The organism is Saccharothrix syringae (assembly GCF_009498035.1).
GTDB lineage: Bacteria > Actinomycetota > Actinomycetes > Mycobacteriales > Pseudonocardiaceae > Actinosynnema > Actinosynnema syringae.
Map to the genome: position 1 here is coordinate 6535078 of NZ_CP034550.1, position 21046 is coordinate 6556123.

Annotated in this window: 17 protein-coding genes; 3 read left to right on the forward strand and 14 right to left on the reverse strand. The window is 74.6% G+C overall.

The annotated features are described in order from the left end of the window. Window positions 1-165 precede the first annotated feature (165 nt). Window positions 166-675 carry a winged helix-turn-helix transcriptional regulator gene (locus tag EKG83_RS27900; protein WP_033428997.1) on the reverse strand — a complete coding sequence of 170 codons (510 nt, stop codon included), beginning with the start codon at window positions 673-675 and terminating at the stop codon, window positions 166-168. A gap of 107 nt (window positions 676-782) precedes the next feature. Here EKG83_RS27900 and EKG83_RS27905 point away from each other — a divergent pair, with 107 nt between their 5' ends. Further along, a complete protein-coding gene (locus EKG83_RS27905) occupies window positions 783-1598 on the forward strand; it encodes a DUF899 domain-containing protein (RefSeq protein WP_033428913.1) in 816 nt (271 codons plus the stop codon). Window positions 1599-1761: 163 nt separating this feature from the next. Then, window positions 1762-2388 carry a MerR family transcriptional regulator gene (locus EKG83_RS27910; protein WP_033428996.1) on the forward strand — a complete coding sequence of 209 codons (627 nt, stop codon included), beginning with the start codon at window positions 1762-1764 and terminating at the stop codon, window positions 2386-2388. A 247-nt stretch (window positions 2389-2635) separates the two neighbouring features. Here the strand turns inward: EKG83_RS27910 and EKG83_RS27915 are convergent, their stop codons facing one another. The 3 genes from EKG83_RS27915 to EKG83_RS27925 all read right to left on the reverse strand — a co-directional run bounded on the left by EKG83_RS27915 (window position 2636) and on the right by EKG83_RS27925 (window position 6556). Continuing rightward, complete coding sequence (locus EKG83_RS27915; protein ID WP_033428911.1) at window positions 2636-3817, reverse strand: acyl-CoA dehydrogenase family protein; 1182 nt, start codon at window positions 3815-3817, stop codon at window positions 2636-2638. Between the two features lie 243 nt (window positions 3818-4060). After that, window positions 4061-5218 (reverse strand): Gfo/Idh/MocA family protein, encoded by a 1158-nt coding sequence (locus EKG83_RS27920; RefSeq protein ID WP_033428910.1) that lies wholly within the window; start codon window positions 5216-5218, stop codon window positions 4061-4063. Between the two features lie 114 nt (window positions 5219-5332). After that, window positions 5333-6556 (reverse strand): MFS transporter, encoded by a 1224-nt coding sequence (locus tag EKG83_RS27925; RefSeq protein WP_033428909.1) that lies wholly within the window; start codon window positions 6554-6556, stop codon window positions 5333-5335. A gap of 120 nt (window positions 6557-6676) precedes the next feature. Between EKG83_RS27925 and EKG83_RS27930 the strand changes: the two genes are divergently transcribed. After that, entirely contained in the window at window positions 6677-7159 is a 483-nt protein-coding gene (locus EKG83_RS27930) for a winged helix-turn-helix transcriptional regulator (protein ID WP_322746606.1), read from the forward strand. A 140-nt stretch (window positions 7160-7299) separates the two neighbouring features. Here EKG83_RS27930 and EKG83_RS27935 read toward each other — a convergent pair whose 3' ends face one another. The 10 genes from EKG83_RS27935 to EKG83_RS27980 form a co-directional block, all read right to left on the reverse strand. Beyond that, on the reverse strand, window positions 7300-8181 hold the full coding sequence (locus tag EKG83_RS27935) for an NAD-dependent epimerase/dehydratase family protein (protein WP_033428908.1): 882 nt from the start codon (window positions 8179-8181) through the stop codon (window positions 7300-7302). Window positions 8182-8273: 92 nt separating this feature from the next. Beyond that, window positions 8274-9413 (reverse strand): acyl-CoA dehydrogenase family protein, encoded by a 1140-nt coding sequence (locus EKG83_RS27940; RefSeq protein WP_322746607.1) that lies wholly within the window; start codon window positions 9411-9413, stop codon window positions 8274-8276. A gap of 71 nt (window positions 9414-9484) precedes the next feature. Next, complete coding sequence (locus EKG83_RS27945) at window positions 9485-10672, reverse strand: acyl-CoA dehydrogenase family protein (RefSeq protein ID WP_033428906.1); 1188 nt, start codon at window positions 10670-10672, stop codon at window positions 9485-9487. Between the two features lie 210 nt (window positions 10673-10882). Continuing rightward, the gene (locus EKG83_RS27950; protein ID WP_033428994.1) at window positions 10883-11428 is read right to left on the reverse strand and encodes a carboxymuconolactone decarboxylase family protein; all 546 of its coding nucleotides are present in this window, start codon (window positions 11426-11428) and stop codon (window positions 10883-10885) included. Between the two features lie 33 nt (window positions 11429-11461). Beyond that, the gene (locus tag EKG83_RS27955) at window positions 11462-11944 is read right to left on the reverse strand and encodes a hypothetical protein (RefSeq protein ID WP_033428993.1); all 483 of its coding nucleotides are present in this window, start codon (window positions 11942-11944) and stop codon (window positions 11462-11464) included. A 33-nt stretch (window positions 11945-11977) separates the two neighbouring features. Continuing rightward, entirely contained in the window at window positions 11978-12907 is a 930-nt protein-coding gene (locus tag EKG83_RS27960) for a hypothetical protein (RefSeq protein WP_228122237.1), read from the reverse strand. A gap of 107 nt (window positions 12908-13014) precedes the next feature. Then, window positions 13015-14037: an SDR family NAD(P)-dependent oxidoreductase gene (locus EKG83_RS27965; protein ID WP_033428905.1), complete on the reverse strand. Its 1023-nt coding sequence runs from the start codon at window positions 14035-14037 to the stop codon at window positions 13015-13017. 31 nt (window positions 14038-14068) lie between these two features. Then, on the reverse strand, window positions 14069-14572 hold the full coding sequence (locus EKG83_RS27970) for a flavin reductase family protein (RefSeq protein ID WP_051764801.1): 504 nt from the start codon (window positions 14570-14572) through the stop codon (window positions 14069-14071). Beyond that, a complete protein-coding gene (locus EKG83_RS27975) occupies window positions 14572-15027 on the reverse strand; it encodes an acyl-CoA thioesterase (RefSeq protein ID WP_033428903.1) in 456 nt (151 codons plus the stop codon). Before EKG83_RS27975 ends, EKG83_RS27970 begins: the two co-directional genes overlap by 1 nt. 1 nt (window position 15028) lies before the next feature. Then, a complete protein-coding gene (locus EKG83_RS27980) occupies window positions 15029-20821 on the reverse strand; it encodes a type I polyketide synthase (protein WP_033428902.1) in 5793 nt (1930 codons plus the stop codon). Window positions 20822-21046: the final 225 nt, after the last annotated feature.

Below are 21046 nucleotides of genomic sequence, written 5' to 3' on the forward strand. Positions count from 1 at the left end.
CAGGATTGACCAGGAGGCTACGACCGCGACCGGGCGGTCGCTTCTTCGAAAGTGCGCTTGACCCCCCTGGTGGAATGAGGTACTTGAGGGGCGGCGCCCACTGCGGGGCTCCGCAGTCGACGGGGTGCGCCGATCGGGGCGGCGTCCACCCGGAGGGCCCGGGCGTCAGCCGGCCGTCGCCGCGAGGGCCTCGACGCGGGCCGCCTCCATCCGGGACCGGACGCTCGGTCCGCCCGCGGCCGGCCGCAACCGCGCGTGCGGCCCGATGTGCTCCTCGCGCAGCTCGTCCATGAACTCGTCCAACAGCGCCGGTCCGCCGCTGTCGAGCACGCGGATGCGGGCGGCGTACTCGTCGGTGACCGGCAGGTGGCGCAGCCCCCAGGAGCCGAGCTGCACGATCAGCGGGACGAGCTGGACCGCCCGCTCGGTCAGCGAGTAGGTGACCTTCTGCTTGTGCCCGGGGTCGCCGGACCGAGCGAGCAGGCCGTGCCCGACGAGCGAGGCGAGCCGGTCGGCCAGGATGTTCGAGGAAATCCGCTCCGGACCCGCCAGCAGCTCGCGGAAGTGCCGGGCGCCGACGAACACGACGTCGCGCAGGACGAGGAGCGTCCAGCGATCGCCCAGGATTTCCAGCGACAGGTTGACCGGGCAGCCCGATCGCACGTCCTTGCGCACGGCGCCCTCCCACGCGGTCACTCGAACCGGCCACGCCGGTTGCATTCCCGAACCAGTCTCTCCTACGGTATGACCGATTGCAATATGAGAGCAGTTGGGAGAAGCGGATGGCGTCGAAGGCGAACCTTCCCGAAGTGGTGTCGCGCGAGGAGTGGCTGGCGGCCCGCAAGGAGCTGCTGGACAGGGAGAAGGAGCTGACCCTGGCGCAGGACCGGGTCAACGCCGACCGGCGGCGGCTGCCGATGGTGCGCGTCGACAAGGACTACGCGTTCGTCGGGCAGCAGGGGAAGGTCGGCCTCGGCGACCTGTTCGAGGGCCGCCCCCAGCTCGTCATGCACCACCTCATGTGGTCCTACGACATCGACGAGGCCGGCGTCGAGCACCCGCGCGACGTCGCCTGCTCCAGCTGCTCCACCATTGCCGACGGCATCCCGAAGCTCACCCAGCTGAACGTCCGCAACACCACGCTCGTGGGCGTGTCGCGCGCGCCCTACGAGAAGATCGAGCCGTTCCGGGAGCGGATGGGCTGGACGTTCCCGTGGTACTCCAGCTGGGACAGCGACTTCAACTACGACTTCCACGCGACCGTCGACGACCGGGTGGCGCCCGTGCTGTTGAACCACCGCACGGAGGAGGAGCTGGCCGCGGCCGGCAAGCCGTGGAGCGAGGACATGCGCGGCGAGTGGCCGGGTATCAGCACGTTCCTGAAGGTGGGCGACGAGGTGTTCCACACGTACTCGACGTTCGGCCGCGGCATCGAGCAGTTCCTCGGCGGCAACCAGTACCTGGACCTGACCGCGCTCGGGCGGCAGGAGGCGTGGGAGAGCCCCCAGGGCCGCGCCCGGCCGCTGGGCCTCCACGCGGGCGGACCGGGCATGCGCCTGCCCGACGAGTACGACCTGTCCCGGCCGCGCCCGATGTGACCGGTGCCCTGCCCGGACCGCACCGGTGCGGCCCGCACCGGCCCGCACCGGCCCGGTCGGCCACCCGGCACGAGCGGTCGCCCGGCGCGGCGGTCACCGAGCACGCCGGTCGCCGAGCACGCGGGGAGAAGCAGCGCGCCGCCGGGACGCGCACGCTGGCGTGGTGCGCATCGCGGAGCTGAGCCGCCGGTCGGGCGTGAGCGTGCCGACGATCAAGTTCTACCTGCGCGAAGGGCTGCTGGCCCCCGGTGACGTCACCGGCCGCAACCAGGCGAGCTACGACGAGGCGCACGAACGCCGGTTGCGCCTGGTGCGAGCCCTGGTCGAGGTGGGCGGCCTGTCGCTCGCCGCGGTCCGCGAGGTGCTGGCCGCCGCGGACGGCGACGGGGTGGCCACCGTGCTGAGCCGGGTGCGGCGACAGGCGGTGGCCGCGACGGCGGGCACGGGTGGTGTCCACCGCGGGTGGGCCGACGACGCCGTGGCGGGGTTGATCGCCCGGCGCGGGTGGGCGGTGGACACCGCGCACCCCGCCGCGCGGGCTCTGGCCCACGTCCTGACGACGGCCGCGCTGCTGGGGCAGGACGACTTCCCGGCGCTGCTGGACCGGTCCGCCGCCGCGTGCGAGGAGCTGGCCGCGGCCGAGGTCGAGTCGCTGGCCGGGCGGTGGACCGGGAGCGACGCCGCCGAGAGCGCGGTGGTCGGCACGGTGCTCGGCGACGCGGCGCTCACCGCGCTGCGCAGGCTGGCCCAGGCCGACGCCACCGGGCGCGCCTTCGGCGCCGCGGGCTGATCGGGCCTCCGGCCCCCGTCCGACCCGCCCCCGAACGCCCCGCCTCTCGACTGCGGCCCCTGACCGCCGCCCTCGACCACGGTCCCCGGCCGCCGTCCCCCGGACCACCGCCCCTGGACCACCGCCCCTGGACCACCGCCCCTGGACCGCCGCCCCCGGACCACCGCCCCTCGACCGCCGCCTCCGGACCACCGCACCCGGACCGCCGCCCCGGTCGAGTGACCCTGACCGGGGCGGACCCGCCCGCTCAGAGGAACTGCGTGTTCGGCTCCAACCCGCAGGCCACTCGACCGAACAGCTCGAAGTTCGTGTTCGGCTGCATGATCGAGTGCAGGCTGGAGGTCTGGATGTCCCGGGCGATGCGCTGGATCGGCACCGTCTGGTACACCGACGAACCACCGCTGGCGTTGGTGAGGATGTCCACGGCCTCCTTCGCCCGCAGGCACGTGGCGCCCATGTCCAGCCGCACGGTGACCCGCTCCCTCACCGACCACGGCGCGCCCGGCGCCTTGCCGTCGACCAGGGCCGCCGCGCGGTGCAGGTGGAAGCCGGCCTCGTCGACGCGCAGCGCGGCCTTGGCCACCTGCATGTGCGTCAGCGGCGCGTCGGCCTGGTGCGCGTAATCCGTGTAGGTGATCTTGCGCGTGGGCAGCCGTTCCATGAACGCCTCGTCGGCGGCGCGGGCCAGGCCGTACGGCGTCGCGGCGACCACCGCGCACGCCCACGGCATGAACGGCACCTGCCACCGGGGCGACGCGGCGTTCAGCACCGACCGGTGCCTGCCCTCGGTGAACAGCGGGACCATCGGCAGGATGCGCGCCTCCGGCACGAACACGTCCTTCGCCACCGTCGACACGCTGCCCGTGCCGCGCATCCCGGAGGAGTACCAGTCGTCGACGATCTCCAGGTCCCCCATCGGCACCAGCACCAGGATCGGCTGCGGCTCCCCGCCCTCGGCGGCGAGGACGGCGGCGTGGGCGTTCCAGGTCGCCTGCCGGGCGCCGGTGTTGAACACCCACCTGCCGTTGAGGACGATGCCGCCGTCCACGGGCACGCCGACCGCGGTGGGGCCGAAGGTACCGCTGATCCGGACGTCGCCGGACCCGAACACCTCGTCCTGCACCTCGTCCGGGAACAGCGAGGTCAGCCAGGTGCTGATGTTCCACACCGTGCTCACCCAGCCGGCCGCGCCGTCGCCCTTGGCGATCTCCGAGAGCACGTCGACCAGGGTGGTCGTGTCGACCTCGTAGCCGCCGTACCGGGTCGGGAGGGTCAGCCGCAGCAGGCCGGCCTCGGTGAGGGCCGCGATGGTGTCGTCGTGCAGGATGCGGTTCTCCTCCTGCCAGATCGCGTTCTTGGCGAACACGGGCGCCAGGTCCGCCGCCCGGCCGATCAGTTCCTCCCGCGAAGGTGCGGCACTGGTGTTCATGAGCGCTCCGTAAGGTGTCCGCCCGGCCTGGGCCGGGACACGGGGTTGTGTGGCGGTCGACCGGGTGGTCGCGAACGGGCGGTCCGGCTCTCGCGGTCGCCCTGGACCGATCCTGGCACCGACGGGTCGCGCGGCGCTTGTCCCAACGTGCCCTGTGCCGGGCACCGTCCACAGTGGTCCCCGCGGGCACGCCGAAGTCCCGGCACGGCCGGGGGACGCCGTGCCGGGACGGTCAGCGCGGCGTCAGGCTTCCACCTTGGTCCAGGTCGACTCCCGGCCGGCCGACCGCTCGACCGCGTCGAGCACCAGCTGGACCTGGAGCGCGTCGGCGAAGGACGGGGTCGGGTCCTCCCCCGCGGCCACGGCGGCGATGAAGTCGCGCAGCTCGTGGGTGAAGCTGTGCTCGTAGCCCAGGGCGCAGCCCGACGGCCACCACGCGGACATGTACGCGTGGTCCGGCTCGGTGGCCAGGATGCGGCGGAAGCCGCCCTCGGACCGGGGCGCGGCGGCGTCGTGGAACTCCAGCTCGTTCAGGCGCTCCAGGTCGAACGCGACCGAGCCGAGCGAGCCGTTGACCTCGACCCGCAGGGCGTTCTTGCGGCCGGTGGCGAAGCGGGTCGCCTCGTAGGTGGCGACCGCGCCGCCGTCCAGCCGGGCGGTGAACAGGACGGCGTCGTCCACGGTGACCGGCCCGAACTCCGGGTTGTCCGGGGTGCTGGTCAGCAGCGGGCGCTCCTTGACGAACGTCTCGGTCAGGGCGCTCACGCCGGTGATCCGCTGCCCGGTCACGTACTGGGTCAGGTCGACGATGTGCGCGCCGATGTCGCCCAGCGCGCCGGAGCCGGCCCGGTCCTTCTCCAGCCGCCACAGCAGCGGGATGCCGGGGTCGGCGACCCAGTCCTGGAGGTAGACCGCGCGCACGTGCCGGATCGTGCCGAGCCGGCCGTCGGCGACGAGCTGCCGCATCAGGGCGACGGCCGGGAACCGGCGGTAGTTGTAGCCGCAGGCCGAGCGGACGCCGGACGCGGCGGCGCGGGCCGCCGCGTCGGCCATGGCGCGGGCCTCGTCGGCGGTGTTGGCGAGCGGCTTCTCGCACAGCACGTGCTTGCCCGCGGCGAGCGCGGCGGTGGAGATCTCGGCGTGCAGGTCGCCGGGCGTGCAGACGTCGATCACGTCGATGTCGTCGCGGGCCACGAGCTCGCGCCAGTCGGTCAGGTGCTCCTCCCAGCCCAGCCGGTCGGCGGCCGCGGCGACGTTGCCCTCGTCGCGACCGCAGATCGCGACGGTGCGGGCGCGCAGCGGGAGGTCGAACACCTTGTTGACCGTCCGCCACGCCAGCGAGTGCGCGGTGCCCATGAACGCGTAGCCGACGAGGCCGACCCGCAGCTCTGCTCTGTCCACAACAGACCCTTTCCCGTGGGAGCCCGGGCGGTCGGTCCGCCCGGGCCCTCGTTGGCAGTGGAATTCGGGGCGTTGGTGGACGACCTCGGCGCCGCGCGACCCGCGGGGGTCGGGCTACGCGGCCGGTGCCGGTTCCGCCGCCCCGTCGGCCGCCGGTCGCCTGAGGAAGCCGGTGGCCCAGGCGATCGGGATCGTGATGACGCCGACGACGATGCCCGCGACCACGGCGCTGGAGACGCCGGAGCCGCCCGCGGCGCCGATGGCCGCGCCGCCGATGACCGAGCCCAGCGCGATGCCCGCGTTGGCGGCCGAGGCGGGCAGCGACGAGGCCAGCCGGCTGCCCGGGCCCGCCAGCTCCAGCACGCGGTACTGGAACGCGGGCACCGCGCCGAGCGCGAACATGCCCCAGACCAGCAGCGCGAGGATCACCACGGCGGCGATCGAGCCGCCGACCAGCAGCACCACCATCGAGGCGGTCGCGCCGACGCACCCGACGAGCATGGCGCGCGGCGCGCCGCCGCTGTCGGCGAACCGGCCGCCGCCGAACGAGCCCACCGCGGTGGACACGCCGTAGGCCAGCAGGAACACGCTGAGCAGCGCCCCGGTGACGCCGGTGACCCCCTCCAGGAACGGCACGATGTAGGTCAGCGCCGAGTACAGCGAGGCGAACATCAGCAGGCCCAGGCCCAGCACGGCCAGCACGCGCGGGGCGAAGGCGTGCCGGGCCTGGTCGCCCGCGCCGGCCTCGCCGGTGGCGGGCAGCGAGGGCACGGTCGCCGCGACCACCGCGCACACGAGCGCGCAGAGCACGACGATCGCGACGAACGAGTCGCGCCAGCTCAGCGCCTGGCCGACCAGGGTGCCCAGCGGCACGCCCGCCGCGGCGGACACGGCGAACCCGGAGAACACCACCGAGATCGCCCGGCCCGCGCGGTCGGGCGGCACGACCGCCATGGCCACCAGGAAGGCGACCGCGACGAACAGGCCGTGCAGCGAGCCGGTGACCGCCCGCACCACGACGAAGGGCACGAAGCTGCCGGTCAGCACCGGGACCAGGTTGCCCAGGGCGAACAGCAGGGCCGAGCCGAGCAGGATGAGCCGCTTGTCGAACCTGATGGTGAGCGCGGTCAGCAGCGGGCCGCCGATGGCCACGCCCAGCGCGTAGGCGGTGACCAGCGTGCCGGCGGTCGGGATGGAGACGTCCAGGTCGTCGGCGATGAGGTTGAGCACGCCGACCATGAGCAGTTCGGCCGAACCCAGCACGAACGAACCCACGAACAGCGTCGCCAGGACGACGTTCGCCCTGCCGCGGCTCAACACCGTCTGCCCGTCACTCATGTGCACCTTCCTTGACTGCCGTCGAGTCTGGGAGGAACCCGCAGCGGGAGCATCTCCCAAAGTGCTCAGCGGAGTTCCGGACAACCGCTTGCATTCAGCAACCGCTTGTACCGTAGCAGGGTGGTGGTAAACTGCAACCAGCTGGAGGTGGTCATGATCGACGAACCACGATCGGGCTGCCCCGTCAACGCCGCGGTCGAGGTCCTGGGCGACCGGTGGACGCTCATCGTGCTGCGCGACATCATGTTCGCGGACCGCCGCCACTTCCGGGCGCTGCAACGGGAGTCCGAAGAGGGCATCGCGTCCAACATCCTCGCGAGCCGCCTGCGCAACCTCGTCGCCGCGGGCCTGCTCACCCACGACGACCCCGGCGCGGGCAGGCGCGCGACCTACAGCCTCACCGAGGCGTCCATCGCGCTGGTGCCCGTGCTGGCCGAGCTGGGCTGGTGGGGGCTGCAGCACCGCCCCACGACCCCGGAGCTGCGCGTGCGGGCCGAGCGGCTGCACGAGGGCGGACCCCCGATGTGGCAGGCCGTCATGGAGGACCTGCGGGAACGCCACCTCGACCGGCCGGCGGGGAAGGCGACCGCCGACAGCGCCTGAGCCCGACCACGCCCGGGCCCGCGCGACCGCTCCCGCTCTGGACGCACCCACCGCCGGGCCCACCCCTCACCACCGGCCCCGGGCGACGCGGGAAGACGGCGCGCCGCCCGCACGACGCGCCGCCGGTGCGGCCGGTCCCCTCAGCCGAGGTCCCGGTAGGACCCGCGCACGACGTCCTCCAGCACCCCCACCTCCCGGGTCCGCCAGCCGAACGCCTCCTCGGCGCGGGTCGGGTCGAGCGTGATGTTGCGCCCCAGCACCCCCGCCAGCGGCCCGAACGCCCGCGCCGCCGCGTCCGCCCCCAGCGGCCCGCGGTCCGCGCCCGTCAGCTCGGCGATCGCCTCTGCCAGGTCCCGCACCCGCGGCAGCGCCCGCGAGGCCGCGTTGAACACGCCGCCGACCGGCCGCTCCAGCGCCGCCACGTACAGCCGGGCCAGGTCGTCGACGTGTACCGGCGACCACAGGTTCTCCCCCGGCTCCACGTACGGCGCGACACCGAGCCGCCGGGACACCGCGATCATCGCCGACACCAGCGCCGACCCGCCCCGACCGTGCACGAGCCCGCCGCGCAGCACCGTCGCGGTCACGTCACCGGCGGCCAGCACCTGCCGCTCCCCGTGCAGCTTGAACACCTGGGGCGAGCCCTCGTCCACGGCGTCGTCCTCGGCGGGCGGCCCGGCCACCGCATCGGGGTAGACCAGCGCGGTGCTCGCGTAGACGAACCCGCGCCCGCCGTCCAGCGCGCCCAGGAGCGCGCCGAGCGCGGGCTCCTCGACCGCGCGCATCGCCGGTTCGGCGTAGTCGACCGCGGCGTGCACCACGGCGTCGGCCCCGGCCGCCGCACCGCGCAGCACGTCCAGGTCGGCCAGCCCGCCGCGCACGACCTCCGCGCCCAGCGCGCCGACCCGCTCCGCCGCCCCCGCCGACCGGGCGAGCGCGGCGACGTGGTGGCCGGCCGCGAGCAGGTGCTCGGCGACCACGCCGCCGATGTAGCCGCTCGCCCCGGTGATGAAGACCTTCATGCCGTGCTCCCCTTCGTCCTCCCGCGCCCGCCGAGCGGACGCGCGCGGGAGGGGTGCCCGGGTCGGGACCCGGGCACCCCTCCCGCGGTCGGCTAGATGTAGACGGTGTTGGGCTCCAGGCCGCACAGGACGCGGCCGTAGGTCTCGGTGTTGGTGTCCGGGTTGATCAGGGCGTGCAGGTTCACCGCGTTCATGTCGTTGACGATCCGGGGCAGCGGGCTCTTCCGGTCGAAGATGGCGCTGCCGCCGCTGGCCGAGAACAGGATGTCCACGGCCTCCTTGGCGAGCTTGGCCGCCTGGCCCCAGTCGACGCGGACCTGGGTCCGCTCCTCCAGCTTCCAGGGCTCGCCGTTGAGGCACTTCTCGTCCACCACGGCGGCGCACCGCTCGGCGTGGAACCGGGCCGCGTCGATCTTCAGCTTGGCCGTGCCGACCTGCACGTGCGTGATCGGCGCCTCGCCCTGCTTCTCGTAGAAGGTGTAGGTGATCTTGCGGTCGGGCAGGCGCTCCAGGAAGACCTCCAGCGCCGCCTCGGCCAGGCCGATCGGGGTGCCCGCGCCGGACGCCGCGGCCACCAGCGAGGTCGGCGTGCGGTACATCGGCGAGTCGGCGTTCGCCCGCGACAGCGACTGCGGGACCATGGCCGCGGCCATCGGGATGACCCGGTGCTGCGGCACGAACACGTCCTTGGCCAGCGTGGTGATGCTGCCGGTGGCCTTCAGGCCGGAGGTGTGCCAGTCGTCGACCAGCTCCAGGTCCGACATCGGCACCAGGGCCATGATCGGCTCGGGCTCGGCGTCCGGGCGGATCAGGATCGCCGCCACCTCCTGCCAGTGCGCGTGCAGCGCGCCGCTGGCGAACTTCGACGGGCCGTTGAGCACGATGCCGCCGTCCACCGGGGCGGCCATGACGCTCGGGGTGCTGGACCCGCACACCCGGACGTCCTCGGTGGCGAACACCTCGTCCTGGGCCTCGTCCGGGAACATGCCGGTGATGTAGGTCGGGGTCCAGTACACGCCGATCGTCCAGGACAGCGACCCGTCCGCGCGGGCGAGCTGGGCGCCGATGTCGACCAGGGTCCTGGTGTCGATCTCGTACCCGCCGTACCGCTTGGGGCGGCGCAGCTTGAACAGGCCGGCCTCGGCGAGCAGGTCGATCGCCTCGGGGTGCAGGCGCCGGTTCTCCTCCATCCAGGCCGCCTTCTCGCGGAGGACCGGCACGAGCTCGGCCACGCGGTTCACCAGTTGCTCTCGCGTAGAACTTTCCACGGTCGGCACCATCGCTTTCTTCGCTCCTTGAGGGCCTAGATGAGGTCGGTGTTGGGCTCCAGGCCGCAGCGGACGCGGCCGTAGAGCTCCAGGTTCGTGTTCGGGTGCAGGACACCGTGCAGGTTGATGGCGAGGACGTCCCGCTCGATCCGCTGGATCGGCACGTGCGAGTAGATCGAGGACCCGCCGCTGGCGGTCTTGAGCACGTCCACGGCCTCCTTGGCCAGCTGGGTGGCCGCCCCCATGTCCATCCGCGACACCGCCCTCTCCTCCGTGCTCCACCCCTCGCCGGCCAGCGTCTTGGCGTCCACGCGCTCGGCCACGCGGTGCACGTGGAACGCGGACTCGTCGATCTTCATCGCCGCCTCCGCCACCTGGAGGTGGGTCAGGGGCGCCTCCTCCTGGCGCTCGTAGCGCGTGAAGGTGATCTTGCGACCGGGCAGGCGCTCGAAGAACAGGTCCCACGCCGCCCGCGCCACGCCCAGCGCCGGCGCGCTGCCCACCGCGGAGGCGGCCGGCGAGAACGGCGCCCGCCAGACCGGCGAACCCGCGTTGAGCCGCGACCGGTGCTCGCCCGCGGTCAGCAGCGGGACCATCCGGATCACCCGCCGGTCGGGGACGAACAGGTCCTCGGCCAGCGTGGTGACGCTGCCCGTGGCCCGCAGACCGGCGGTGTGCCAGTCGTCGACGACGGTCAGCTCCGAGGCGCGGACCAGGACGGTGATCGGCTCCCGCGCGCCGTCCTCGTGCGCCAGCACGGCGGAGTGGGCGAACCAGCCGCCGTGCAGGATGCCCGAGCAGAACGCCCACTTGCCGTTGAGCACCACGCCGCCCCGGGCGGGCACCGCGACGCCGGTGGGGCTGACGCTCAGGCCGATGCCCACCCCGCCCATGTCGGGGTAGATGTCGTCCTGGGCCTCGTCCGGGAGCAGCCCGGCCAGCCAGCAGCCGTTCATCCAGGCGTTGAACACCCAGCCGAGGGAGCCGTCACCGCGGGACAGCTCGGCGATGACGTCGACCACGGTGGCCATGTCCGACTCGTAGCCGCCGTAGCGCACCGGCACCCGCAGCTTCAGCAGGCCGGCACCGTCGACCGCCTCCAGCACCTCCGGGTGCAGGAGGCGGTTCTCCTCCATCCACGCGGCGTGCCCGCGGACCAGGTCCACCAGCTCCGTCGCCCGGCGGACGATGTCCTGCCGCGCCGGCGACTCGGTGATCGTCATCTGCGCTCCTCGGTACGGTGAACTGCACACGTCTCCCGCTCGTCCCGGCGGTCCGCGCCGGGGTTGGCCACCCGTCGCACCCACAACCCTGACGTGAGCCGGCGTCGGGCACATCTCCCAGGTTGCCTACCGGCCCGGCGGCGGTGGACCCGGCAGCGGGCAAGAAAAAGCCCACCGTCCCATGAGGACGGTGGGTCGAGGAGGGCCGCGTTACGACCAGAGGTAACCGTTCGCGACGACGTTGCGCGCGACGCCCTCGTAGGCGGAGGGGTCGTCCGGCCGGATCGTGCCCAGGCCGTCGACGTACCGGTTGTACATGCAGAACGCCGCCGCGATGAGCACGGTGTCGTGGATCTCCAGGTCGGTCGCGCCCGCCGCCCTCGCGGCCTCGACCAGCCCGGCGGTCACCTCGCGGCCGGACCGCCGCACGGCGTCCGCGATGCCCAGCAGCGCCCGCAGCTTGCCGCCGATCGGCGCGGTGGCGGGGTCGGCCCGCACGAGCCCGACCAGGTCCGCTCCCCCGTCCAGCTGGGCGGCGGCGAACGCCGAGTGCGAGTCGCGGCAGAACGAGCACTCGTTGAGGCCGGACACGCGCGCGGCGATCAGCTCGCGCTCGCCCCGCGACAGCGAACTCGGCCCGCGCAGCAGGACCTCGGCCAGCTCGTTGAGCGGCTTGGCGGTCTCCGGCCGGTAGTGCAGCAGGCCCGCGATGCCCGGGTACTCCTCCTCGTCCACGCCCAGGTCGATGTGTGCCACGGCGGTCACACCTCCCCGGGTCGGGCGCCGCCGCTACCGGGCATGGCCGCGCAGGGCGAGCAGCGTGCCGCCGGTAGCCAGGCCGAAGAACACGTGCCCGAACAGGCTGACCCACTGGGCGTCGCCGACGACGAGCACCATCCCGCTCATGGCGGGGTCGGCCGTGACGCCCAACCACAGCGGCATGACCACCAGCGCGCCCACGACCCACCACGCGGCCCCGTAGAGCAGGCTCAGGCCGTAGACGGGCACGACGGCATCGGGCAGCCGGCCGCTCAGCGAGCCGAACAGCGAGCCGGCGAGGGCCGAGATCGCCAGGTGCACGACGAAGCCCACGAGGGCGTTGTCGACCCCGATCAGCAGGCCGACCAGGGGCAGCGTGCCCATCCCGGCCATCAGCAGCCCGAACACGACACCGCCGGCGAGCCCGGCGAGGGCGCCCTGGCGGACGCGCGAGCCGGGTGCGGCGACCGGTGGCGCGGCGGTGGTCGTGGGCGCAGCGGTTGTCGCGGACACGATCAACTCCTTCGTGGGTCGTGGGGCGGTCGGTCAGTTGTAGGGCATGGTGGGGAACCAGCCGAACCCGAACAGGGACGGCACGCGCAGGTCCCAGTACACGAGCAGGAAGACGCCGAGGGCGATGAGCAGCGCGGCGCCGACCGCGGTGGCCCGGCGCGAGCCGCTCGCGAACCAGCGCGGGAACCGCCCCCCGGTCGCCAGGGCCAGCACGACGAACACGACGACGGCCAGCAGGACGTTGCCCAGCGCCTGGAGCACGAACGCACCCGCGCCGTAGAGCGGGTTGCCGGACTCGACCGCCGAGCGGAACAGCTTGACGAACAGCGGGTAGGGCCGGCCGATCAGGAACGCCCCGACCAGCGCGCCGAGCACCGCCACGCGGGCCGCGGGCCGGTCGCGGAACGGGTCGCGCACCACGCCGAGGGAGGCCAGCCCCAGGAGGGTGAAGGCCAGGCCGACGGCGCCGAACACGACGGAGGACTGGAGCAGGCGCACCGGCACCCCGCCGGCGGTGTCCGTCGACAGCTGCGGCAGGTCCGGCCCGACCAGCACGCCGATCGCGCCGTAGAGCGCCGACACGCCCACCACGCCCGCGGTGAACAGCCCCAGCGGGCGCAGCAGCGGCCGCACCGGGCCGGGGGCCGCGCCGGACGCCTGGCCCATCGGCCCGAGGGACGCCGCCACCGCGATGTTGCACGCGGTGAAGGTGCCCGCCAGCCCGGAGACGAACGCGAAGGCCAGGCCCGAGGCGACGCCCGCGATCGACATCGCGGCGGCGTCCTCGCCGAGCAGCGCGCCCGCCACGTTCGCGCCGATCACGTGGTCGACGAACTCGTAGGACCACAGGACCGCGAGCAGCACCCCGGCGGCGGCGCCGGCCGCGATCACCCCGCCCCGTCCGGCGTACCCGCTTCGTCCGGTCGACGGCTCGCCCCCTGTCGCGCTCCGGGCGTGGGCCACGGCGTTCACCTCGCTGCGTTGGTCCGGCGGTTCCGGCGGTCCCACTGTCCCGGGGGCCGCGACCGCGCGGCTACTCCTGCCGTGCGGTCCCGCGGTCACGGCCCCGGTCAGCGCCCGCCGGTCCGCCGGGGCGTCACGGCCCCGGTGTCGACGAGCCACCGCACGGTGTCGGCGACGGTGTCGGCGAACGGCCGGGGCTTGAGGCCGAGCGTGCTCGCCGCCGGGTCGACGCGGACCGCCGCGCCGACCGTGGCGATCGCCTCGTGCTCGGCCGGGATGTGCCACGGCCAGACGGGTTGGACCAGGTCGGTCAACCGGCCCACGGGCCCCATCAGCGCCGCGGGCGGGAAGACCGCGGGCAGCGCCCGCCCCGAGGCCCGCCGCACCGCGTCCACGTACTCCCGGGTGGTCAGGTGGTGGCCGGGGCCGAAGTGCGCCCCGAGCGGGTGCGCGGCGGTGACCTCCGGGTCCAGCAGCGCGGCGTGCAGCACCGCGGTGTCCCGCACGTCGCCGATCTGGAGGCCGCCCGCCGGCCACACCGGCATGATCCCGCGCAGCGTGTCCCGCAGCCGGCGCACCTGGTCGCCGAGCTTCGGGTCGTGCGGCCCGAGCAGGGCCGGCGGTCGGCTGATCACCACCGGCGCGCCCTGCCGCTGGTACCGCCGCGCGACCTCCTCCGACGCGGCCTTGGTGGCCGCGTACGGTTCACGCGAGGCGCCCACCGGCGAGTCGTCGCCGATCACCCGCACGCCGGGACCGAACAGGGCGGCCGTGCTCGACACGTGCACCACCCGGCCCACCCCGGCGCGGCGGGCCGCGTCGAGCACGACCTCCGTGCCGCGGGCGTTGGTGCGCCGCATCTCGGCGCGGCGGCGCCGGTCGAACGAGTAGACCGACGCCGCGTGCACCACCGCGTCCGCGCCGCGCACCGCCGCCGCGACCGACCGCTCGTCGGTCACGTCGCCGAGCACGGCGTCCACCGCGCCGGGCGGCACCTCCAGCGGTCGCAGGGCCGCGCCCACCGCGCTCCCCCCGCGGACCAGCAGGCGGACCCGGTGGCCCGCGCGCACCAGCTCGGCCACCGTGTGCGCCCCGACGAACCCGGTACCCCCGGTCACGGTCACCAGCACCGTCTTTCCCCTCTCCGGCCCGGAACGGCGGTCAGACCTCGTGGAACGCGCTGCCGTAGAACAGCAGCGCCCCGGCGCCCGCACCGCGGCGGCAGTCGAGCACCCGACCGACGAAGATGGTGTGGTCACCACCCTCGTAGCGGTGGACGAGCCAGCACTCCAGCCACGCCAGGGCGCCGTGCAGCAGGGGGGCGCCGCTGTGCGGGCCCGCCAACCAGTCCACCGCGTCGAACTGCGCGGCCCCGAGCGGCCTGCGCTTGTCCGCGAAGTACCGCGCGGTCTCGCGCTGGTCGGCACCCATGATCGACACGGCGAACCGCCCGGTCTCGCTGATCGCGCCGTGCATCACCGCCGACCGGGCCACGCAGCACAGCACCAGCGGCGGGTCCAGCGACACCGAGGTGAAGGCGTTGGCCGTCATGCCGTGCACGTGCTCGCCGCCCACGGTCAGCACCGTGACCCCGGTGGCGAACAGGGACATGGCCTCCCGCAGCGAGGTCCGCTCCATCGTGGACGCGGGTTCCGGCACGGTCATCACCCCAACCCGGCGCGGGCGGGCACCGGGGCCTCGGCGTAGGGCGCGAGCGCCCTGCGCAGCTCCTCGGGCACCCGGGCCGGCACCGTGTCGGTGTTCGGGCCGCGCATGCACGCGATCCGCTGCCGGCCCTTGGCGACCAGCACCTCCTGGCCCCCGGTGACCTTGACGTAGTCGAAGCTGAACTGGACCTGCGTCTGGGTCAGCTCCTCCAACCGCATCCGCACCGACAGCTCGTCGAACGCGGTGATCTCGGCGACGAACTCGCACTCGACCTTGAGGGTGAACAGCTTGAGGTCGTCGCGGACCTCGTCCAGCACGGACGGGGCCTTCTCCTTCAGGAACATCTCGCGGCACCGGCCCTGCCAGCGCAGGTAGTTCACGTAGTACACGTTGCCGACGAGGTTGGTCTCCTCGAACCCGACGGTGTGGCGGATCTCGTAGTAGCCCGGCACGTCAGTCCTCCTTCCCCACGAGCACGGCGAACACCACCGGCTCGGTCCGGCCGTCCACGGTGGTCACCCAGGTGGCGACCCGCGCGTCGCCGGTCGACAGCACCGCCCAGCCGTCCGGGTGGACCCGGTCGACGGTCAGCGCCTGCGTGGTGGACCCGGTCTTGCGCAGGCACTCCAGCGCGCCCCACACCCGGGTGCCCGCCACGTCCGCGGACTCGCCCGCCTCACCGGCGAGCAGGTCCCGCACCGCGAGCAGGTCGCCGCCCAGCAGCCCGGCCCAGTCGTCCGCGCCGCGCGGCGCGGCGGTCTCCACGTCGACGGCGAGCGCGCCGCCGCCGGCCACCGCGGCGAACGTCAGGCCCGCGCCGTGCGAGGCGGACACCGAGGCGCCCTCGACCTCGGGCCGGCCGTCGGGCCGGTAGCGGACCACCACCGGCCGGTCCAGCGCCCGGCTCAGCGCCAGGGCCGTCTGCGCGCGCCGCTCGGGCGCGGCGCCGGTCGGGTCGGGTTCGACGACGACCGCGCGGCTGCCGCCCAGGACCCGCTCCAGGGAGCGCTCCAGGTAGGAGCCGAGCATGGTGGGCGTCCACGGCCCCCCGCCGTCGCGCTTGCGGACGGCCCTCAGCACCAGGCCCTCCCAGCGCTCGACGAGCCGGCCCTCCGGGTCGCGCACGTCGAGGTCGTAGGTGTAGCTGTCGCCGTCCTGCGAGCGCTCGCGGGCGTCCAGGACCACGTACTCGGCGAGCTGGTCGACGGGCGCGGCCGGGTAGAGCCGCTCCACGCTCTCCGGCAGCAGCGTCGCGTCGGGCACGCAGCACTGGATGGCGTGCATCATCACGTCCCGCGTGCCGGGGTCGGCCAGCAGCCGGTCCTGCGGCAGGAACGGGGCGAACCACGACGCGGTGGGCGCGGTGGCGACCTCGGCCACCGCGTGCCGGGCCGAGGCGCGCCGGTAGCCCTGGAGGCGCTGGAACCGCTTGCCCTGGAACAGCACCGAGCCGTACAGCTCGGTGACCGGGTCGACCGGCACCGGGGGCAGGGCGGCGGCGCCGTCGACGCGGTCGCCGGGGATCTCCGGCCGCGGGAACCGCAACCGGGCCCGGAAGTGGTCGGCGGAGAAACCGGTGTCCTCGGCGCGGATGACCACGTCCACCGTCTCCGCGTCGCGGGCCAGCGCCGCGAGCCGCACGGTCAGCGCGCCGCCGGGCCGCACCACCACCGGCCGCAGGAAGCGCACGTCCTCCAGCAGCGGCGGCGCGTCGTGCCCGGTGAGGGCGGTGGCGACCTGGGTCATGGCCTCCATGCCGATGACGGCCGGGAACAGCAGGTCGCCGTCCAGCAGGTGGTCGCCGAGGTACGGGTCGCTGCGGTCGGACAGCTCGGCCTCGGTGACCAGCTCCACGCCCGGGTAGTGCACCACCACGCGGTCCACGAACCGGGTCAGCGGCAGCTCGGCGCGCTCCTGCTCCAGCGTGGGCAGCCCGGCGGCGCGGCCGGACACGACGAGCACCGGGCCCGCCTCCGGGTCCGCCAGCACCTCGCGCAGCACGGCGATGCCCGCGTCGGTGGAGATCGGCGTGATGCCGTCGCGCATCAGCGCCTCCACCACGCCCAGCCGCTCGCCCATGCCGGCGCCGGACCAGACCGACCACTCCAGGGCCAGCACGCGCGCCGCCGGGTGCTCACGCCCGAACCGGGCGGTCAGCTCGGTCATCCAGTCGTTGGCCGTGGCGTAGTGCGCCTCGCCGCGCAGCCCGGCGCGGCCGATGATGCTGCCGAAGGTGATCAGCAGCTTGACCCGGTCGGCGTCCACCGCGGCCAGCACCGCCTCCAGGCCCGCGATCTTCGGCGCGAGGGTGGCGTGGAAGTCCTCCTCGGTCAGGCCGGTCAGCGCGCGGGGCTCGTTGCGGCCCGCGCCGTGCAGCACGGCGGTGACCTCGCCCAGCTCGGCCCGGAACCGCTCGACCGCGGCGGCGACCTGCTCGGCGGAGGTCACGTCGGCGCGCTCGTAGCGGTGGGTGACGCCGGCGGCGGTCATCCGGGCGAGGTTGGCCGCCAGCTCGGCGTCCTGCTCCGGGTCGGCCCGGCCGACCAGGGCCAGGGACGCGCCCGAGTCGGCGGCGATCGCGAGGGCGCACTCGGCCGTGATGCCCTTGCCGCCGCCGGTGACCAGCAGCACGTCGCCGGGTTCCAGCGGCGTCCCGGCCGCTCCCCCGCCGGGCTTGGCGGGCACGGCGGTGAGCACCGGCACGGTGCGCGTGCCGTCGCGGTCGTAGCGGGCCTGGGAGAACCCGGTGGTCGCGGCCACCTCGGCGACGACCAGGGCCACGGCGTCGTGGTCCGGGCCGATCAGCTCGGGGGCGAGGTCGACCGCGGTCACCGGCAGGTGCGGCGCCTCCAGGTGCAGCGTGCGGGCGAGGCCGGAGGCGCCCAGCTCGTGCTGCACGACGGCGAACCGCCGCCCGGAGGCCAGCGCGTCGCGCGCCGCGGCCAGGAACAGGCCGACGTGCGCGTCACCGCCCTCGGGCGGCAGGAGCAGCAGCACGCCGTCGCCGGGCAGCGCGGCCCGCAGCGGCTCGGCCAGCGGGTGACCCCCGGGGGCGTGCACCGACCAGCTGCCCGGCGTGACGGGCGTGACGGGCGCGAGCGGGCGTTCGACGTGCCGGACCAGGAACGGCCGCACCCACGGCGCCACGCCGGGCACCTCGTCGGTGTCGCGCTCGTCCTCGTGCGCGGTGGCGGCCAGCTCGTCGATCAGGTCGGCCAGCTCGCCCAGCCGCACGGTGGCGAAGTTGGGCGCGGCCTCCAGCGCCGGGCGGCCCATGCTGCGGGTCACCTCGTTGACGAGCTGGCCGACCGTGATGGAGCTCAGGTGCAGGTCGTCGAGCGGGTGGGTGGCCGCGGTGACCGCGTCCAGCGGCAGCTCGACGCGCTGCGCGGCCAGCCGCCGCAGCAGGTCCAGGGTGGACTCCGCGGTGGCCGCGCCCGTCGAGGGCTGGGGCTCCTCGACGGGCGCGGCGGGACCCCCCGGCGCGGTCTGCCCGGTCGGGAGCAGCGCGGCATCGAGGGCGGGCGCGGTCTCGCAGGGGCTGGCCAGGAACGTCATGGCGCCGTCGAGCGGCAGGTCGCGCAGGACCCGGTCGCCGAACAGGGCGTCGGTGCGGATCGGCACGCCCAGGACGTGGGCTCCGGCGACGACGGCCAGCAGGGGGGTCAGGGAGGCGCTGTCGGTGTCCACGGCCAGCACGGGCTTGCCGGGCGCGATGTCGGCCAGCAGGCCGGTCAGCACGCGGCCGGGGCCGACCTCGATCACCAGGTCGGCGCCCGCGGCGGCCCGGGCGGCGGCCTCGTGGAACCGGACCGGCAGGGTGATCTGGTCGCGCAGCAGCTCGCGCAGGTCGGTGTCGGCGGCCAGCACGTCGCCGGTGACCGACGAGTGCACGGGCCGGATCAGCCGGCCGAAGTCGAAGTCGACCAGCCGCTCGGCCATCGCCTCGGCGGCCGGTGCGACCAGCGGCGAGTGGAAGGCGTGGGAGACGGCCACGCGGGTGGCGTGCACGCCCGCGGCGCGCGCCGCCGCGCACACCCGGTCCACGGCCTCGGCCGGACCGGACAGCACGGTCTGCGCGGGGCCGTTGTAGCCCGCGACCACGACGTCCTCGCCGGCGGCCAGCTCCCGGGCGCGGTCCGGGTCGGTGGCCAGGCCGGCCATCGCGCCGCCGCCGCGACTCGCGTGCGCCATGACGTGCCCGCGCTCGACGGCCAGCCGGAGCACGCGGCCGGCGTCGAGCGCGCCGCCCCAGTGCACGGCGGTCAGCTCGCCGAGGCTGTGGCCGGCGGCCGTGTCGGCCTCCACGCCCAGCTCGCGCAGCACCCGCAGCGCGGCCAGCGAGCCCGCGACGATGCGCGGCTGCGCGACCTCGGTGGCGACCTGATCGCCGCCGGTGGGCAGGCCCGCGTCGCGGAAGACCTCCTCGGCGACGGCGAAGCGGCGGCGGATGGCCCCGACCGCGCCGCGCCCGGAACCCTGGCCGGGGAACAGGAACGCCACGCGGGGCGCGTCCGGCCGGTGGTCCAGGAACACGCCGTCGGCGACGTCGAACGCGCTCGCGCCCTCGTCGACCGCGGCGATCAGCCGGGCCACCTTGCGCTCGGCCTCCTCGGGGGCGCGGGCCACCACGGCGGCGCGCAGCGGCGCGCCGGTGAGCCGCGCGGCCAGCGCGCCCGCCAGGTCGCCCAGCTCGGCGAAGGACAGCTTGGGCAGCAGCGCGGCGACCTCGGCCAGCCGCGCCTTGAGCGAGGGGCGGTCGACCGCGTCGAACAGCAGCACCTCGGCGTCCTGGCGGCCCGAGACCAGGGCGGTGGTGCGCGCGTCGAGCCGGTCGCGGCGGGACGCGTCCGGTGCGGCCTCCAGGGTGATGTGGGTGTTGATGCCGCCGAAGCCCATCGCGGACACGCCGGCGCGCACCGGGCGGTCCCGCGGCCACAGCTCGGCCTCGCGCGGCACGTACATCACGGCGTCGTCGGCGGTCAGCTTCGGGTGCGGTTCGTACTGGCCGGTGCCCGGCGGGATGACCTGGTGGTGCACCGCCAGCGCGGCCTTGATCAGCCCGGCCACGCCGGCCGCGGCCTTGGTGTGCCCGAAGTTGCCCTTGACGCTGCTCAGCGCGGCCGGGCGGGCCGCCGGGTCGGCGGCGCGGCGGGCGGAGGACAGGGCCTCGATCTCGGTCTCGTCGCCCAGCGCGGTGCCGGTGCCGTGGCCCTCGAAGTAGGACACGGTCTCCACGCCGTACCCGGCGCGGCCGTAGGCGCGGTGCAGCGCCAGGCGGTGGCCCTCGGCCTCCGGGCGGGTGATGCCGCCCTTGCCGTCCGAGGACACACCCCACCCGGCGATGGTCGCGTAGATGCGCAGCCCCCGGGCCAGCGCGTCCTCCTCGCGCAGCAGCACCAGCGCCCCCGCGCCCTCGCCGGGCCAGAAGCCGTTGGAGTCCTTGTCGTAGACCTTCATCTCGCGCTGGGCCAGCGCGCCGGTCTTGGCGAAGCCGATGACCTCGAAGGGGTCGATGGACAGGTCGACGCCGCCCGCGACGGCCACGTCCAGGTCGCCCTCGACGAGGGACTTCGCCGCGGTGGCGACCGACAGCAGCGACGAGGAGCAGGCGCCGTCCACGGTGTAGCCGCCGCCGCGCAGGTCGAAGTGGTTGCAGATGCGGCCGGCGATGGTGTTGGCCAGCCCGCCGGCCAGCGTGTCCTCGTCGATGGGCGGGAACGGCGCCTTGTACTGCACCTCCAGGTCGCGCAGGAAGCCCGCGGTCTCGTCCTCGGGCCAGCCCTTGGCGGTCAGCGCGGCGGCGACCGTGCGCCGCACGTACGGCCAGCGCAGCCGCATCAGGTTGGCGCGGGAGAACTCGCCGGTCAGGCTGTTGCCGAACAGCACGCCGGTGGTTCGCCGGGGCAGGCCCTCGCCCTCGGGGAAGCCCGCGTCGGCCAGCGCCCGCGCGGCGACGTCAAGGGCCAGCCAGTGCGTCATGTCCGTCGAGCGGAACGTGCTGCCCGCGACGCGGTAGCGCACCCGGTCGAACTCGAAATCGCGCAGCACCGCCGCTTTCGCGGAGTAGAAGCGGTCCGGCGCGGTCGGGTCCGGGGAGTAGTAGTCGTCGTGGTTCATCCGCTCGTCGGGCAACCTGCGGAAGGCCCGTCGACCGGCCAGGACGTTCTCCCAGAGCTCCCCGGTGGAACCGGCATCGGGGTAGCGCAGCCCGATGCCGACGATTGCGATCCGCTCACTGCTCATGCTTTCACCGTCTCCGTGGCCATCTGCGATCCAACCCGGACAATGCCGTTGCGCGGAAACGACCCGAACGCACGAACGGCGCTTCCAAGAATGCGCGCAGGACAATCGTGACCGATGCCCCGACGGCTTTGCTTCTCCGGTTGTGCCCTGCCGACCGGCGCTTTTGAATAACAGCGTGATTTATATTTGCGGCGCGCGGGGCCGGCGAATGACCGGCCGGCGTGC

Bases quoted from the DNA above. Each gene is read 5' to 3' on its own strand.
- EKG83_RS27925 (WP_033428909.1), bottom strand. From the start codon at position 6,556: ATGAGTGACGGGCAGACGGTGTTGAGCCGCGGCAGGGCGAACGTCGTC.
- EKG83_RS27945 (WP_033428906.1), bottom strand. From the start codon at position 10,672: ATGACGATCACCGAGTCGCCGGCGCGGCAGGACATCGTCCGCCGGGCG.
- EKG83_RS27980 (WP_033428902.1), bottom strand. From the start codon at position 20,821: ATGAGCAGTGAGCGGATCGCAATCGTCGGCATCGGGCTGCGCTACCCC.
- EKG83_RS27935 (WP_033428908.1), bottom strand. From the start codon at position 8,181: ATGAAGGTCTTCATCACCGGGGCGAGCGGCTACATCGGCGGCGTGGTC.
- EKG83_RS27915 (WP_033428911.1), bottom strand. From the start codon at position 3,817: ATGAACACCAGTGCCGCACCTTCGCGGGAGGAACTGATCGGCCGGGCG.
- EKG83_RS27970 (WP_051764801.1), bottom strand. From the start codon at position 14,572: ATGACCGTGCCGGAACCCGCGTCCACGATGGAGCGGACCTCGCTGCGG.
- EKG83_RS27905 (WP_033428913.1), top strand. From the start codon at position 783: ATGGCGTCGAAGGCGAACCTTCCCGAAGTGGTGTCGCGCGAGGAGTGG.